Source organism: Salipiger marinus (genome assembly GCF_900100085.1).
In the GTDB taxonomy this organism is placed as follows: Bacteria; Pseudomonadota; Alphaproteobacteria; order Rhodobacterales; family Rhodobacteraceae; genus Salipiger; species Salipiger marinus.
Window position 1 is genome coordinate 44807 of the sequence record NZ_FNEJ01000016.1, and the last position, 16896, is coordinate 61702.

Below are 16896 nucleotides of genomic sequence, written 5' to 3' on the forward strand. Positions count from 1 at the left end.
TTGCCAAGAAAGCTGGCATTCCTCAGGCGGGGCTGAATGAGGAAATTACAGATTCCAGAAGAATCTGTCGCCACAAGGTTCTTTTGAAAACAATGCATTAGCAAACCTAACCTAGGGTAACATGCCTGTTTTGCCTTTCATGTGCAAGACCCCGGCGCATCTCCGGTTACAACTTTAGCGCGCGCTGCAGTCCTGAGCGGTCAAAGTTTTCCGGAGGTCAAGAGCCATCCATTAATTGACGTGCAGACTCCAGCGGACTATTCAGGTTGTATCCCTGTCCCTTTTATTCAGAAAATTGAGTATGACCATGCCCAGAACCCCGACTGCTCCCCGCCCGGACATGCTACTTGATCAGAGCAAAATTCATCAGATCCTCAAGCGCATCAACGAGAGAAAAGCCACGGCGCTGACCACGCTGGCGGGTACGCTGCTCATGCTGCCCCTTGCCGCGCATGCTCAAACCGCGTCTGGCCCGGTCTCGATCTCGGACCTGGCCGGGGTAACCAGCTACAAGGTGCTGCCGGACGGCTCGATCGAAATCACGCTGGCCAACGGCACGAAGGCGCTTGTGACGGCCGCGAATGTGGTCTCCACCGCTGATGGGCAGGTGATGATCAGCGCGCCCGCCGCGACACAGATCGAGGCCCTGGCGGCGGCTCCCGGAGCCGAAGGCGCTGCTGCGGGAGAGCTTGGCGGTATTGGCGCGGCGGTGGGCGGTCTGCTGGCCGTTGGTCTCATCGCGGGCAGCGGTGGCGGCGGCGGCGGTGGTGGCGGCGAAGAGCCGCCCGTCAGCGTCTCCAAGACCCTGCGCGTCGTTGATGCGCCGCTGGAAAACGCGCTGGTGTTTTACGATGCCGATCTTGATGGCGCCCCCGACCAGATGGAATATCTGGGCATGACCGATGGCAACGGCGCGCTCAACGTGACCTATGAGCCGGTGGCCGGAGCCAAGTTCATCATTCTTCCGGCACCTGTCGCCGATGCCATCGCGCAATATGGTTGGGACGAAGCCTTTGCCGGTCAGTTCGAAGATGTGGTCACCCGCGATGTGGTCACCGACAACATCTTCGATCAGGTGCTGCAGGCCGACGATACTGGCGCTGACGGGGATCAGGTGATCTCGCCGATCTCCACGCTGATGGCGGCCGGCCTGCCGGATGAGCAGATCAAGGAGATTTTTGGTCTGCCTGCCGATCTGGATCTGGCGAGTTTCGATTTCTTCAGCGCCCTCTCCGACCCTGATCCGGCGGTCCGGGATGCCGCGCAGAAGATGTCGGCTGCAGCCACCGTCATGACCTCTGTCGTGAAGGCGGCGCTGACTGCCGCCGCCACCGGCGGCGCGATCAACGCGGCCGAGGTGCAGCAGGTGGCTGCAAAGGCCTTCCTGGATGCCGTCAATGTCATCGAAAAGATGTCCGCAGGCCTGTCGCTGGCCGAGGTGACCGAAGCGGTGTCGGGCGTGGTGATGGCCGGGGCGCTGAACCCCGCGCTGGACACCGATGCCGCAGCCCAGAACCTGATTGATGCGATCGCTGGCGGAGCGTCGGCTGAGGAGGCCCTCCAGCAGACCATCGAACAGCTGCGTACGGATGGCCTCCTGACCGATGCGCAGGCCGACAGCTCCACCCGCACCGCCGATGTGCTGGGCAACTCGGCACAGGATGTCGAGGACATCTTCGAAAATCTTGACGTCGCGAATGGGGCTGATGCTGCGGCGCTGGAAGAGGCGCTGAAGGAGCAGTTGGACGCGGCCCTCGACGAGACTGATGAAGAAGTGTCCGAGACGGTCAACGAGACGCTTCTGGGCATCCGCCTTGCTGGAGACTCGGCGTCGGCCACCGAAGGTCAGGCCGCGCTGGTCAAGGGCAACGTGCTGGAAAACGACCAACTGGCCGATGGCACGGCCCTGCCCGCCTCCACAGCGATCTTCTCGGTGAACGGCACCGAGCTGGAGGAAGGAGCTGCCGGGGAAGGTTCCTCGGAAACCTATGTGATCAGCACGGCTGACTGGGCGACCAATACTGGTGTGACCGTGCCGATCGGCACCATCGCCGACGCGATCGGCCTTGAGGGCAACTTCCCCGTCGGTCGCCCCAGCGGCAACCCGACCCGCGGTTCTGCCATCGTCAAGGAAATCACCGTCGAGGCCGGAGAGACCATCACCTTCGATTACGACTTCGGGTCCTTCGACTACCTGCCCTACAACGATTACAGCTTCTTCGCGGTCAAGGCCGTGTCGGGCGGATCGGCTGCGGAACAGTCAGGGGTCGTGCTGCGCGGCGAAGATAATGACGGCACGATGGATGTGCGGGATCTGAAGGGTCCGGTGCTTTACAATCAGGCGGGTCAGCTGGTCACGGCCACCCGCACTGGCGCCTTTGAATACACGTTCGAGGAAGCGGGCACCTTCACCATCGCCATCGGCGTCACCGATGTGCGCGACTCCATCGTCGACTCGATCATGACGGTGCGGAACATCGAGCTGAGCGATGCCGAAGGCAATGCGCTTGGCACCGTGGCGCTGGACGACTTTACCAAGCTTGGCAATGTGGCCGAGGGTGGCGATGTGATCAATGAGATCACCGCCACGCTGGCCACGGGCTATTACGGCTCGCTGGTGGTGACCAAGGGCGGCGACTATCTCTATCAGGTGGGCGGCGAAAATGCCGAGCCCATCCCCGAAGGGGTCGTGGTCACCGACAACTTCACCTACACGGTGCAGCTTGAGGATGGCCGTTTCGCCACGCAGACGCTGAAAATCAACGTGACCGGCGTGGCCGATCCCGATGGCGAGCTGCCGACGATCCAGCTTGACCTTGTGGACATCTCGGCCGCCACCGCCGCCACCGCGGCGATCTTCGGCACCACCACCAATGCCACTGGCGGTCTGGTCGATCTGGTCATCTCCGACGAGGATGCCGGCACCGAGGACATCGTGCTGACCGGCATCGCGGTCAATGACGATGGCAGCTTCTCGGCTCAGGTCGATGTCACCGGCCTGACCGATGGCACGCTGACCGTGGACGCGGTTGTGACCGTTGGCGGAGCTCAGGCTCAGGCGGGCACCTCCGGCAGCATCGAGCTTGATACCGTCCTTGATCCGGTCAGCATTTCTCTGCTGGACGGCAGCGAGGCGGCGCCGATCGACGTGCAGGGCGACAGTCCGGCCCTGACCTTCGGCATCACCGGCCTTGCCGAGGATGTGACCGGCACCATGACGGTCAGCGACGGCACCACCAGCACCGACTATGTCTTCACCGGCGCAGGGGCGGGAACGACGACGATCGCGGTGACCGGCTTTGCGCCGGGCAGCGCTCTGGAGGTCAGCTATGACTATGCCGACAATGTCGGCAACAGCGGCTCGGGCACGGTCGAGGGCGTGACGGTGCCGGTGGTGGTGAACACCAGCCAGAACATCGGCTATGGCTCGCTGGCCGAAGCGATCGCGGCGGCGGCGGAAGGCGACACGCTGGAACTGGCCGAAGGCAGCTTCGACGAGGCGGTGACCATCGACAAGCCGCTGACGCTTCTGGGCGTTCAGGCCGGCAACAGCGCCAAGTTCAGCCCCGAGGATCTGGCGGATATCGCGGCGGGGGACAGCCCGCGCGGCGCGGAAAGCCAGATCACCGGCACGGTCACCATCGCCGCAGCCGGCGTGACGCTGGACGGTGTGGTGCTGGAAAACGACAGCCAGCCCATCACCTGGGACGAGGCGCTGCTCGACACCATGCCGGGCGCGCTCGACAACTTCACCCTGACCAACTCCATCCTCTTCGGCTATGACGCGGACGGGGCGCCGAGCTTCAACGCCAATTCCGACGCGGCCCCGGGCAGCTATACCGGCCCGGCCGCAGCCTCGGGCTGGGAGATCAGCAACAACCTGATCGGCGGCGTGGCCAACGGCAATGGCGGGTCGATGTATCTCAGCGGTCTGGCTGACTCCAGCATCTCCGAGAACATGTTCTGGCGCCCGGGTGCGGGCCATCTCTACCTGTCCTCGCTGACCGGCACCGAGGTGGAGGGCAACTTCTTCTACCACGGCCTGCATGCGGGGGGGGCCGATTTCGACGGTCTGGCCGAGGAGCTGGGAAATTCCGGCGGCTATGGTTACGGTTATGGCTACGGGGATGACAGCGCGGAGTTCTTCGGGCGCAACTTCTGGCTGGAGCTGAAGGGCGACAATGACGGTGTCACCATCACCGGCAATGACGGCCAGTATAACAGCGGCGGCATCCAGATCTTCGGCGAGGAGGCGGGCTACAGCTTCGACAACATCACCATCTCGGGCAACATCTTCCGCGACTTCGTGAACGCCGATCCCAATGGCGTGCTGGGTGCGGGCCGGGGGCAGTCGGGCTTCATGGGGGCGGTTTCGGTCTCGGTGGGCGATGGCAGCCAGGCCTCCGGGGTCCTGATCACCGGCAACGTCATCACCGCGGCGGCCGATCAGGTCTATTCCGCACGGGATCTGGGCTCGCTGATCTTCGTGCAGGGCAATGTCGCCGGGCTGGAAATCTCCGAGAACCCGCTGACCTGGACGGAGGACTCCTCTGCGGCGATCCTCGACGGTCTGGCCGATCTCGAGGTGCCGCTCTCCTCCTATCTGGGCGCGCTGTCGGGCATCAGCCTTGCCGGGGCGCTGAGCGGCAATGTCCTGATCGAGGGCAACGGCTTCAACGCGGATCTGGGCGACCGGACCATGATCGGGGTCTATGTGGTCGGTGAGACCGCAGAGACCGGCCAGCTGACGGCTGCGATCATGGAGCAGGGCAACGACTTTACCGGCTGGACCGGGCAGGCGGCGCTGGACATGCTCTTCAACGAGCTCGACCAGAGCTATGATGCCTCGCAGCTCGATCTGGACACCCAGGATGTCTTCATCGTGGTGCAGAACGGCGATACGGAAATCACCGTGCCGCTGGTTCTGGGCGATGATGCCGCCAATTCGATCACCGACATGGCCGGCACACAGCTGATCTTCGGCAATGGCGGCGCCGACACCGTCGACCTTCGCGGGGGGGGCAGCGACTTCGTTGCGGTGGATGGCACTCCGGCTGCCGGGGATGTGGACACGATCCTCAACTTCACCGGCGGGTCGGTGCCCGGAAGCAGCGACCAGATCCTGATCACCGGGATCGATCCGGCGCTGCTGTCGGGGTCGGAAATCCAGATCATGACCGGCGAAGGCGACAGCCTTGATGAAGAGACCGGGCTGCTGGTCTATACCAACGAGCTGCAGGGATCGCTCGCCGACTTCCTCGGCTCGCTGGAGGGCGCGGAGACCGGCGACCGCTTCTATGTGGTCGCGGATACCGAAGAGGCCGAACCCGGTCTTTATGCGGTCGAAGTGGGCGGTGCCACCCAGCAGGTCGCCTTCCTGCCGGGGCTCGATCTGGGCAGCCTGACCGAGGACAACTTCTCGTTGCCCGAAGTCTGATCCTTCTTATAAGACCCGGAAACGCCAGCTTGGCTGGCGTTTCCGCATGCAGGAAAGAAAATCCATGGCCCTTCCCTCCCGGTCCCTTCTTGGTCTCGCCGCAGCCTGTGCTGCAAGCGTGTTGTGCGTGAGTGGGCCAGCCCGCGCCCAAGGCAGCGAGATTACCCCAAGCGACTATCTGGCCTCCCTGCGCAGCATGGCCGACAGCCTGCCGCCCCGCCGGGTCGGCACCGCCTCTACGGTGGGGCTGCCCAGCGGGTTCACCCTGCCGCGGGGCACGGGGTTTGCGGCCTTGGCGCTCAGCGACCGCCGCGAACGCACGGGGTCTGAGAATTTGGACGGATCCGGCGCGCTGGGTCTGGGCTTTGGCGATGCCGAAGAAACTGTCGGGGTCGATGTCATCCTCGGTTTCAGCAGCGTCGGCAAAGGTGAGGGCAATGAGATCGACTGGGATGACTTTGGCGATTCCGGATCGGTCAGCATCAAGTTTGCCCGTCGCATTCCGGCGCCTTTCGAGGGTGAGGTGGCAAGCGTGGCAGTCGGCGTGGACCGAGCCGGACGCTGGGGTGACATGGAAGAGGCCGATCCCAGCTATTATGCCGCTGGCACCACCACCTTTTCCCTGCCGGTGAACGACGACATCCTGCTGCCGGGCCTGATGACGCTGGGCTATGCCACGGAGATCGGCACGAGCGAGGACGAGGACGGTCTGTTCTTCGGCCTCGGCCTCGGGGTGAGCGACCATCTGTCCCTTGGCGCCTCTTGGTATGGCGACGAGGTGATCGCCGGCGTGACCAGCACGTTCGAAGTGAGCGACCGGCTCGATCTTCAGCTTGGTCTCAGCTATGGTGATGTTGGCCAGCGCAACTCCGATGGCCGCTGGATGCTCAGCATCGCCGTTGTCCGAGCGGACATCTTCTGAGAGCCGGGACTGGAGAGTTTTATGCGCCGCATCTTCCTTATCCTCGCCTGCAGCCTGACCGGGGCGACTTTCGCCTCCGCCGGCCAAGTCTCGGTGATCAACCCGCCGAATATCGTGGTTCCTACCCCGCCCGCGCCACCGCCGGTGGTCTCGGTGTCACCTACTCCCATTGCGCCCTCCGTGGCACCGGGAGTGGATCCGTTCGGCGGGGCCGCCAGCGGAATGTCCCCCGGCGGCGTCACCCTGCTGACGATTCAAAGTTTTGACGTGGGACAGCTTTCCCCGACACAAATGCAGGAAGCCGCAGGGCTGATGCGGCAGATGCTGAACCGGGGCGGACTCAGCCCCATGCAGCGCGCCGTCCTGCGCAGCCAACTCGCCGACATGAACGCGGAAATGGCATCGCGCTAACGTCAGGCCAGAGATCACTACTCGAATTGCTCTCCGCGAAGAGAGGCCGCTTTCGCTGGATTGATGCAGAATAGGGATGTGCGGAGCGAATTCGATGGGTTCTTAGGTTTGGCATCAGTAAGCCCAACCAACCTGCTCGCGCGACGAACTGGACTTTACCTGCCACTGGGGCGGACACGTCCTCAATGTTCAGTGAAGCTATATGCGTAACCTTACTGCAAAGCCGCGTAACCAAAGGTCTATGCTGGAAGGTTGTAAATGGTGAAGAAGTGACTGCCCGCGCAAGTTGCAGCAGGTGCTTTCGCGGGACATTCCCGTCTATCGTCATAGGCTTGTTGCTTGTGGATCCTCCGAGCCTGTGTGAGAGAAGACAGGCTTCTATTTGTCCGGTCCAAGTGCCGCTGGGACTGGGTTTGTGTTTCGTTTCACAAAGTGAGTTTGGTTGTTATCTCCTTTCCAAAAGGTTGCTGACCTTGAAAATTTCTGTTGTGACGGCCGTCTTCAACCGTGAGGTTACCATTGCGGAGGCCATCGAAAGCGTCGCCAGCCAGACCTATCCGAATGTGGAACACGTCATTCAGGACGGCGAATCGAAGGATGGCACGCTGGCGGTGATCGCCCGTGTCGCCGGGCCGGAAGTGTCGCTGCAGAGCGCGCGCGATACGGGGATTTATGACGGCATCAACAAGGGCATTTCCCGCACCACCGGCGATGTCGTGGGGCTGATGCATTCCGATGACCTGTTTGCCAGCCCGCATGTTCTGGACCGCGTCGCCGAGGCGATGGCCGATCCGGCGGTCGACGGGGTCTATGGCGATCTCGATTACGTGGCCGAACAGGATACCAGCCGCATCATCCGCAAATGGCGCTCGGGCTCCTATGACCCGACAAAGCTGCGCCGGGGCTGGATGCCGCCGCATCCCACGCTCTATCTGCGGCGCGAGATCTTCGACCGCTGGGGGCTTTATGACACCTCCTTCCGGATCGCGGCGGATTACGATGCCATGCTGCGCTATCTCTCCAAGGGGGAGATCCGGCTCGCCTATGTGCCGGAGGTTTTCGTGAAGATGCGCGTGGGGGGAGAAAGCAACAAATCCCTCTCCCGGATCCTGAAGAAGAGCCGGGAAGACTATCGCGCCCTGAAAGGCAATGGTGTAGGCGGGCTTGGAGCCCTTGCCATGAAGAACCTGTCCAAGATCCAGCAATTTTTCTGAGAATTGAGACCATGACAAAACGCGCACTCATCACCGGCGTCACGGGCCAGGACGGCTCCTATCTTGCGGAATTCCTGCTGGAAAAAGGCTACGAGGTCCATGGCATCAAGCGCCGGGCCTCGCTGTTCAACACCGGCCGGATCGATCACATCTATCAGGATCCGCATGAGCCCGCCCCCAAGCTGAAGCTGCATTACGGCGATCTGACGGATTCCTCGAACCTCACGCGGATCCTTCAGGAAGTGCAGCCCGACGAGGTCTACAACCTCGGGGCGCAGAGCCATGTGGCGGTGAGCTTCGAGGCTCCCGAATATACCGCCGATGTCGATGCCATGGGAACGCTGCGCCTGCTGGAGGCGATCCGCTTCCTCGGTCTGGAAAAGAAGACCCGCTTCTATCAGGCCTCGACCTCGGAGCTTTACGGGCTGGTGCAGGAAATCCCCCAGCGCGAGACGACGCCCTTCCACCCGCGCAGCCCCTATGCCGTGGCGAAGATGTATGCCTACTGGATCACGGTGAACTACCGCGAGGCCTATGGCATGTATGCCTGCAACGGCATCCTGTTCAACCACGAGAGCCCGCGCCGCGGCGAGACCTTCGTGACCCGCAAGATCACCCGCGGCCTTGCCAATATCGCGCAGGGGCTGGAGCAGTGTCTGTATATGGGCAATATCGACTCCCTGCGCGACTGGGGCCATGCCAAGGATTACGTGCGCATGCAGTGGATGATGCTGCAGCAGGAGGTGGCGGAGGATTTTGTCATCGCCACCGGCGTGCAGTATTCGGTGCGCGAGTTCATCACCTGGTCGGCGCAGGAGCTTGGCATTGAACTCACCTTCTCCGGCGAGGGCGTGGAGGAGATCGCCACCGTCACGGCGGTGAGCGGCGACCGGGCGCCGGCGGTCAAGCCCGGCGACGTGCTGATGCGCATCGATCCGCGCTATTTCCGCCCCGCCGAGGTGGAGACCCTGCTGGGGGATCCCGCCAAGGCCAAGGAGGTGCTGGGCTGGGTGCCCGAGATCACCGCGCAGGAAATGTGCGCCGAGATGGTCACCGAGGATCTCAAGACCGCCCGCCGTCACGCCCTGCTCAAGGAACATGGCTACGAGCTGCCCGTGGCGCTGGAGGGCTGAGCGATGAAGGTCTATGTGGCGGGCCATCGCGGCATGGTGGGCGGCGCGATCACGCGCCGTCTGGAGGCGCGGCGCGCGGCGGGCGAGGAGATCACGCTGGTCACACGCACCAGCGCCGAGCTGGACCTGACCGATCAGGCGGCGGTGCGTGATTTCTTCGAGGCCGAGCGCCCCGATGTGGTGATCCTCGCGGCGGCCAAGGTCGGCGGCATCCTTGCCAATAACAGCTATCCCGCGCAGTTCATCTATGAAAACCTGATGATCGAATGCAACGTGATCCATCAGGCCTATGCCGCGGGGGTCACCCGGCTGCTGCAGCTGGGATCAAGCTGCATCTATCCCAAGGCGGTGCCCCAGCCGATGCGCGAGGACGCGCTGCTGACCGGCACGCTGGAGCCCACGAACGAGCCCTATGCCGTGGCCAAGATCGCCGGGATCAAGCTCTGCGAAAGCTACAACCGGCAATATGGCGTCGATTACCGCTCGGTGATGCCGACCAATCTCTACGGGCCGGGCGACAATTTCCACCCCGAGAACTCCCATGTGCTGCCCGCCCTGATCCGGCGCTTCCACGAAGCCGCGCAGGAGGGACGGGACGAGGTGGTGATCTGGGGCTCGGGCAAGCCCATGCGGGAATTCCTGCATGTGGATGACATGGCCGAGGCTTCGCTGTTTGTGCTCGACCTCGACAAGGCCAGCTACGAGGCCAATACCGACCCGATGCTCAGCCATATCAATGTCGGTTCCGGCACGGATGTGAGCATTCTCGACCTTGCCCGGATGGTGGCCCGGATCACCGGGTTTGAGGGCAGGATCGTCACAGATCCGTCAAAGCCCGATGGTACGATGCGCAAGCTGATGGATGTCAGCCGCCTCAAGGAGATGGGCTGGACCGCGTCGAAAGGCTTGCACGAGGGCATTGATGAGACCTACAGCTGGTTTCTTGATCACCAAAATGATTTCCGTGCGAAGTGAGAGAGCTACCCATTAGCTTCAGGCAGTGCAGTTTCGTCTCAGCGCGACCTCGGCGGTGATAGCTGGTCCATTTTCGCCAGATCGCGAAGCGGAGGTATTTTGATGCGCGCGAAAAATCGCTTCGGACAATCGTCCCAGGCATTCGTGACTTCCACGGTTTGGCGTTCTTGCGCAGCGGTATAATGGGACGGGCGCCTCGTTCGAGCGACGGCGCCATGGGGCCTGCGCGTGTCGGAGGCCTTATAGGCGGTGATCTAGCCGATTTTCGGTCCGACGTGATTTGGAGCATCGGCATGGAGTTAGGCTACGAGATTTCTAGCCGATAGATCAGCTGCAGCGCCTGTCTTTCAGGTGTTTTCGGCCGTCAGGTCGGGTCGTTGACCTATAAAGGGAGTTAGATAGGTGCAGAACCTTGTCAGTAGATTGGGCATATGCTCATATGCCACGGAACTAAGAGCTGACCATCGCTTGACAGCTCCGCTGATCCCGTGACAAGGGAAAGCTAACTGACGACTCGTAGTAATTCGAAGACGAGCGTAAGTTTGAAAAAATAGGCGATAACAGCACCCTATTGGAGATTTGGCATGGAATGGAGGCGCATCGTGGCATGGCATCTCCTGTGCGTAGAGGGGGTGTTGATGGCTAGCTTGATATCCCAGTATACTAGTTTGGTAGCTTCATGCAGAGATGGGCAGTTCTACTGCATCTCAACAACATGAAGTCACTTTTAACCTTCGTGGCGGGGATCATGTCCGTCCGGTTGGCGGTAATCCTTCTATCGCTTGCACAGACGACCCTCTGGGCGGCTGTTCTGGGTCTTGATGCGTTCGGCATCACCTCTGCCTACCTCGGCGCGCAGGCGATGGCGAGCCTTCTGGGGCGCTTGGGATCAGACAATCTGATAGTGCGGGACTACAAGAGGGATCCTCTGTTTTGCGCCCACTTTCCGGGCTTTCTGGTTGCCGTTGCAGGAATGTCCCTTGTCGCCGGGCTGACAGTACTTGCGGTGGTGACATTGTTGGTTTTTCGCACTTGGCAAGGACCGGAAAGCGTTGTGTTCGTGCTGTTTGTCATCGGGTTTAATTTGTCGCTTGTTTTGTCGCGTATCATGATTGCACGGAAACAACCTACTCTTGCCTCGTTCTTGAGCAATGCACTGCCGATGGCGATCAGTACTGGGCTCTTTGCAGTTGCGGCTCCCGCACTGGACAGGTTGCCAATTTCCGGTCCGACCCTAGCGATCGGTTTCTTCGCGGTCGGCCATTACTTTGCCGCCCTGACCAGTGCGATATGGCTACGTGGCTTCCTCAGGGACTGCCTGCGAGAAAGACGGGCCAATCCACAACGCGTCAGGATCCTATTCGGTCCCGAGCAATGGTATTTCCTAGGATATCAAAGCATGGGCATGGCGCGCAGTCATGGGGTGACATTGGCGATTGCCGCTATTTTCGGCCCGACCGCGACGGGTGTTTTTGCCTTGGCCAACCGCTTCGGAGGCCTGTTGACCTATCTCAACGAGCCTGCACGGCTGTTTACCATGCCCAGAGTTGCGGACAAGAGTATGGAACAGGTTCGGCGTCTATATTTCAGGATGTTATGGCTGAATGCCGCGCTGGGAATAACCGGAATAGCCTTTCTGATCGGGCTTTACCTTTTGGTCAGTCCACCGTTCCCGACCGACCCGCCCTTTCCGCTTTATACCTTGATAATCATGGCAGGCGCGGCCTTCAACCTCTTTGTCGGGCCAGTTGGGATCATTCTTGCAATGAGCGGCAACGAGCGGAACAACTTCTTCGCCAACATCGTCGGGCTTGTCCTCGTCATTGGTTGCATTGCTCTAGCTGCCATGACAGACACTGTCGTAATTGCCGTGATCAGCGTGGCGGCATCGAGCGTTGTAATCAATCTTATCAACATATTAAAACTTCTAAAAATCATGAGAGGCTCGCAATGAGCGCTTACCACTTCATAGCGCGACACAGCGGAAATTCTTGTTTCGGTGCAGCGAATCCGGTTCGAGTTATCGCGGCTTGGCGGAACTATGCGGCTAACCAATGATAGATTTACCTGAAATCCAACCAGTTTTCATCGGCGCCTGCCCCAGAAGCGGGACGACATTCCTTGGTGACCGGCTAGGTGCTCTGCTGAACGGTCGCGTGACCCCTGAATCTCAGTTCAAGCGTCAGGTTCTCATGGCTCTTCGCGACAAGAACACTGAACGTGCTGTCGCGATCCTTGAAAACCATTATACCTACCGACTGTGGACCAAGCGTCCAAGCCGTGCTGCGCTTTTGGCCTGCGACACTCCGTCCGAATTTTTTGCCAAACTTGTTTTTCCGGACGGCCTCAAACCGGGCGAGGTGCCGGTCTGGATTGACCATACCCCGATCAACCTCGATAATTTTTCTCTGTTGCGCGATGCCTTTCCGAAAGCGCGCTTCATCAGTCTGGTGCGAGACGGGCGGGCGGTATTCTCTTCTGTACGTAAGCTCGAGTGGGGACCGACAACTCCCATACAGGCGGCCTCTTGGTGGGCAGCCCGCACCGCACCGGGGCTTGCCGCCAGCCTGACCTATCCAGAACTGTGCATGACTGTGCATTACGAGGATCTGGTGTGCGGTAATCCTGACAACTGGACGAAGCTGTTGCGTTTCGTCAGCGAAGATGACACCCGTATGGTCACCATTGAGGATCTGGCCAAACAGAGTGGGTTCGATGTGCCGGAATTCACCAAGCACCAGCACGCTCTAGTTGGTGCAGCTCCAAGCGTAACTAGGGCTGAGGCTTGGCGTCATGACTTGAGTCCGCGTGAGATAGAGCTCTTCGAGGTTAACGCCGGAGCCTTGCTTGACACTCTGGGCTATGATCGTGAGTACCAGTTCCCGCGCTATGCCTCGCGTGGTGAGATGATCCGCATGGGGGAATGGCCGGTCCGGATCACGGCACAGGTCCTGACACGCATCCGGCTGGCGCGACGCTGGCGCAAGGTGAAAGATCCGGCAAAGGATGCCTCGAAATGAGTAGGCAGAATACCTTCTTGCTGGGGCTTGGGGCGCAGAAGGCCGGCTCCACTTGGGCCCAAGACTACATGGCGCAGGATCCTGTCGCCGATTTCGGCCCAATCAAGGAATACCACGTTTGGGATGTTTTGCACCTGCCGCATGCGCAGCATTTCGACCGACGCACCCGTAATCCGATGCGAAGCAAGGCCGAAGCTACGCTACGCAGGCTGCTGGGCAAGGGGCCGGACGTGGCTGGTATCCGGGGGGCGCTGCAGACCGCGCCCCGAGACTATTTCGACTTTTTCACCACGCTGCTCGACCGCCCCGGCATCACTCTGACTGGTGACATCACGCCGCTTTACGCTGGCTTGCCCCCAGAAGTCCTGAAGCAAATCCGCGACGGTTTCGAGGCGCGCGGAATCGCTGTACGCGCGCTGTTCCTGATGCGTGACCCGGTCAGCCGCTGCGTTTCGGCCGCGCAGATGAATCGCCGGAAAAGCGACCGCAATGAAGGCGTCCCCACGGGTGGGACGCTCGACGAGGCGGTTTTGGCCTATGCGCAAAGTCCTCAGGCGCGTTTGCGAGGCGATTATCGCCATACGGTGGAGAGCCTGCGCGCTGTATTCCCCGAACAGGCTCTGTATTTCGGCCTCTACGAAACGATGTTCACACTCGATTCTTTGGCCGCCTTGTCGCGCTTTGCCGGCGTCTCTCTGCGCCCTGAGCTGGCCAGACGTAGGGTGAACGCTTTCCGTAAAAGCGAAGGTGTTTCGGAAAGAACCCGCGCTAATCTGCGCGATATCTTGGAGCCGGAGTATGCTTTCTGCCTGCAGGCTTTTCCGGAAACAGCCAATCATTGGATGAGAAAAGATGCACCGAGCCACAGCTGATATTCCGTTGCCGCGCATAGCTACGCGGCCGGTTCCGTCGGTTTTCGGTAGCTGAATATCAACTCAGGAGAAGATATAGGCATGCAACGTATTCGGATCGTTTCCGCCGTGTACCCGCGGCCATGGTTGCCTGAGTCCGGGCGGTATGCCGCTAACCTCGCCGAAGACTGGAGCACCCGAGGTCTCGCTATCGATGTCGTGACGTCGTCCACGCTTTCCGAACGACTCAAGACCGCGCGGCGCACCCGAGAGGACGTGGCGATCCCCGGAGTCTCGGTGGACATGGTGCATACGCTAGGGACGCCGTTCGGCAGGTTACTGCCCGACGCTTTGCGTAATGTGCTGGACATCCGTGACAGCGGCCGGATGGGTGCCGCCATGCTGAAAGGTCAACGTCCGGATCTGATATACGCGCAGTTTGCGGCGGCCGGGCGCCACGCGCGCAGAGCTAGCGCGACCCTGAAGGTGCCCTACGTGGTCGATCTAGGCGAATCTAACAGTCTACTTGAGGGGCGCGACGGGGTTGTTGCGGAAAACCGCCGCGTGCTGAGCAACGCTCTTGGCGCCGTTTGTGTCTCACCGCGCCTGCGGGATGAGGCAATCACACTGGGGGCCAATCCGGAGCGGGTGAAGCTGGTGCCGAATTATCCCAACTGGGCACGCTTTCGCCCGTTGGACAAGACCGAATGTCGGCAGAAACTGGGTCTGTCTTCGGACGATTTCATCGTCGTCTACGTTGGCCACTATATCGACCGCAAGGGGGCACCCAGGCTGAACGCCGCGCTGCACAAGATGAAACACCCGGCCAAGGCGGCCTTTCTCGGGTCCGGGCCGCTGGTGCCGGACTTCGAAGGCGTCATTCACAAAGGCAGCGTCCAGCACGAGGACTTGGCGACCTGGCTTAACGCCGCTGACGTCCTTGCCTTGCCAACACTGGCAGAAGGCTGCTGCAATGCCATCGCCGAGGCGCTGGCCTGTGCCCTGCCGATCTTGACTTCCGATATTCCTGATCTCCAATGGCAGGTTCCAGACAAGGGCGTCATCCTGATTGACCCAAAGGATGTAGATGCTATTGCAGGGGCTCTAGATGAGCTTGCCGCCAATCCCCAAAAAGTCGCGCAGATGCGCGCCGACCTGCTGGCCGTGGCCGACTTCGAACGTGACAAGAACCGTGCCAATGAAATCCTCTCTTGGATGCAGGCTTGGATCTCCGAGACAGATGGCTCTGACGGGCAAGCCGCGCTAAGGGCAGGCAAATGACTGGTTCTTCCCTCTCTTACACGCCACCACGCATCGCTGTCGTCTACACGCACTTTCCTCACTACCGCGCGCCTGTTTTCGAGGCCATGTCCCAGAGCGCCGCCTATGACTATACGTTCCACTATGACCCCAAGGGTATAGAAAAGACCATTGCCAGTGGGGCTGCCGCCGGAAACCATCACTTTCTGGCGGTGCGCAGTTGGCGCGGTTTGATGTGGCAGGGGGGGGCGCTTGCCTTGGCGCGCGATCCGAAGGTCGACGGCTTTATCTTTCTAGGCAATCCCTTCATCCTATCTACTTGGGCCGCGGTCACGCTGGCGCGGATGCGTGGCAAACCGGTTTTCTTATGGACACATGGCTGGCTGCGACGGGACAGGGGCGCCAAGGCCAGATTGCGGCGGGCCTTTTATAGGTTGGCTGACGGGCTGTTAGTCTATGGCGCCCGTGCGCGCGAGATCGGGAAGGCGGAGGGTTTTGATCCCGCTCGCATCTATGTCATCAACAATTCTTTGGACTACGCCGCCCAGAAACGTGCTCGGGAGGCTGCCTTGACCATGCCAGACGCAACCAGATCCGATAAAGATGTGCCGGATAAGCCGTTCTTCCTGAGCGTATCGCGGCTTGTAGACAGCGTCGAACTGGATAAGGCGATAGAGGCCATGGCCCGGCTGCCTGCTGACACTGCGCTGGTTGTGGTCGGGGCTGGACCAAAGCGCGAGGCACTGGAAAAGCAGGCCAAGGCGCTGGGAGTGGACGTGCGGTTTACAGGCGCGATCTATGACGAAACGCGTCTGGCGAGCCTGTTTTTGCAGGCCCGGGCGGTAGTTTCACCGGGAAAGGTCGGATTGCTAGCCATGCATGCCCTAGCTTATGGCACCCCGGTGATCACCCATGATGATCTAGACCGGCAGATGCCAGAGGTCGAGGCGATTGATGCGGGCGTGACGGGCGCATTCTTCAAACGCGGCGATGTTGCGGACTTGGCCCGACACATGGGGGAATTTCTTGGGGGGAACACGAAAGAGGCGCGGCGCGCGGCGGCCATTGCCCGGATCGAAGCGGGCTACACCCCTGAAGCGCAGGTCGTTTATATCACCGCCGCCTTGGACACCAAGATAAAGAGGGTGGGCTGATGTCACTGCGAAATACCTTGCGACGTGTTCGCATGTTATGGCATCGCCTGCGCTACCGGGCTTGGAATGTACACCCGACTTGCTATCTGGCAAGGAATTCCGCCATCCATGGTTCTCTGCGCATGGGCCCTTACGGGTATATCGGTCCCCGGTCGGTCGTGCCATCGGGTGTTGTGATGGGCAAATACGTGATGATCGGACCAGAGTTCATGATCACCGGTGATGACCATCGTTTCGACGAACCAGGCGTGGCGGTCATCTTCTCAGGGCGTCCTAAACCGAAAGACTGCGTACTGGAGGACGACGTCTGGGTTGGGGCGCGTGTGACGATCCTGAAAGGCGTCCGCGTGGGTCGAGGTGCCGTGATCGCCGCCGGCGCGGTGGTGACCAAGGACGTGCCTCCCTACATGATCGTCGGCGGCGTGCCCGCCCGTTCCATCCGTCCGCGCTTTAACGAAGCCGCCCAGGCACAACATGACACCTACCTGGCCCTCCCGCCCCATGAGGGCACCTATTGTG

At 60.9% G+C, this 16896-nt stretch carries 11 protein-coding genes and 2 pseudogenes; 12 read left to right on the plus strand and 1 reads right to left on the minus strand.

All coding sequences use genetic code 11. The features are described from left to right. The first annotated feature begins 301 nt into the window (after positions 1–301). The 6 genes from BLR51_RS17425 (at position 302) to fcl (ending at position 10092) form a co-directional block, all read left to right on the plus strand. Positions 302–5437, plus strand: a complete 5136-nt coding sequence (locus BLR51_RS17425) for a beta strand repeat-containing protein (RefSeq protein WP_165616864.1) — start codon at positions 302–304, stop codon at positions 5435–5437. Positions 5438–5564: 127 nt separating this feature from the next. Continuing rightward, positions 5565–6359, plus strand: a complete 795-nt coding sequence (locus BLR51_RS17430; RefSeq protein WP_131821836.1) for a hypothetical protein — start codon at positions 5565–5567, stop codon at positions 6357–6359. 21 nt (positions 6360–6380) lie between these two features. Beyond that, positions 6381–6770, plus strand: coding sequence for a hypothetical protein (locus BLR51_RS17435; RefSeq protein WP_089849375.1), 390 nt, complete (start codon positions 6381–6383; stop codon positions 6768–6770). A gap of 473 nt (positions 6771–7243) precedes the next feature. Then, complete coding sequence (locus BLR51_RS17440; protein ID WP_089849377.1) at positions 7244–7984, plus strand: glycosyltransferase family 2 protein; 741 nt, start codon at positions 7244–7246, stop codon at positions 7982–7984. Between the two features lie 11 nt (positions 7985–7995). Next, complete coding sequence (gene gmd / locus BLR51_RS17445; protein ID WP_089849379.1) at positions 7996–9117, plus strand: GDP-mannose 4,6-dehydratase; 1122 nt, start codon at positions 7996–7998, stop codon at positions 9115–9117. A gap of 3 nt (positions 9118–9120) precedes the next feature. Then, complete coding sequence (fcl, locus tag BLR51_RS17450) at positions 9121–10092, plus strand: GDP-L-fucose synthase (protein ID WP_089849381.1); 972 nt, start codon at positions 9121–9123, stop codon at positions 10090–10092. Here fcl and BLR51_RS28240 read toward each other — a convergent pair. Next, a pseudogene (locus BLR51_RS28240) lies at positions 10091–10346 on the minus strand (IS5/IS1182 family transposase); the annotation flags it as partial. The gene fcl and the pseudogene BLR51_RS28240 overlap by 2 nt on opposite strands. Positions 10347–10771: 425 nt before the next feature. Between BLR51_RS28240 and BLR51_RS17455 the strand changes: the two are divergent. The 6 genes and pseudogenes from BLR51_RS17455 to BLR51_RS28245 all read left to right on the plus strand — a co-directional run. After that, positions 10772–12046, plus strand: coding sequence for a lipopolysaccharide biosynthesis protein (locus tag BLR51_RS17455; protein ID WP_131821837.1), 1275 nt, complete (start codon positions 10772–10774; stop codon positions 12044–12046). Positions 12047–12146: 100 nt separating this feature from the next. Continuing rightward, entirely contained in the window at positions 12147–13112 is a 966-nt protein-coding gene (locus BLR51_RS17460; RefSeq protein ID WP_089849385.1) for a sulfotransferase family protein, read from the plus strand. Then, positions 13109–13984 (plus strand): hypothetical protein, encoded by an 876-nt coding sequence (locus BLR51_RS17465; protein WP_089849387.1) that lies wholly within the window; start codon positions 13109–13111, stop codon positions 13982–13984. The genes BLR51_RS17460 and BLR51_RS17465 overlap by 4 nt, the downstream gene beginning before the upstream one ends. 81 nt (positions 13985–14065) lie before the next feature. Further along, the gene (locus tag BLR51_RS17470; RefSeq protein WP_089849389.1) at positions 14066–15244 is read left to right on the plus strand and encodes a glycosyltransferase; all 1179 of its coding nucleotides are present in this window, start codon (positions 14066–14068) and stop codon (positions 15242–15244) included. Then, entirely contained in the window at positions 15241–16377 is a 1137-nt protein-coding gene (locus BLR51_RS17475) for a glycosyltransferase (RefSeq protein ID WP_089849391.1), read from the plus strand. Before BLR51_RS17470 ends, BLR51_RS17475 begins: the two co-directional genes overlap by 4 nt. A gap of 209 nt (positions 16378–16586) precedes the next feature. After that, positions 16587–16835, plus strand: a pseudogene (locus BLR51_RS28245) (DapH/DapD/GlmU-related protein); the annotation flags it as partial. Positions 16836–16896 lie beyond the last annotated feature (61 nt).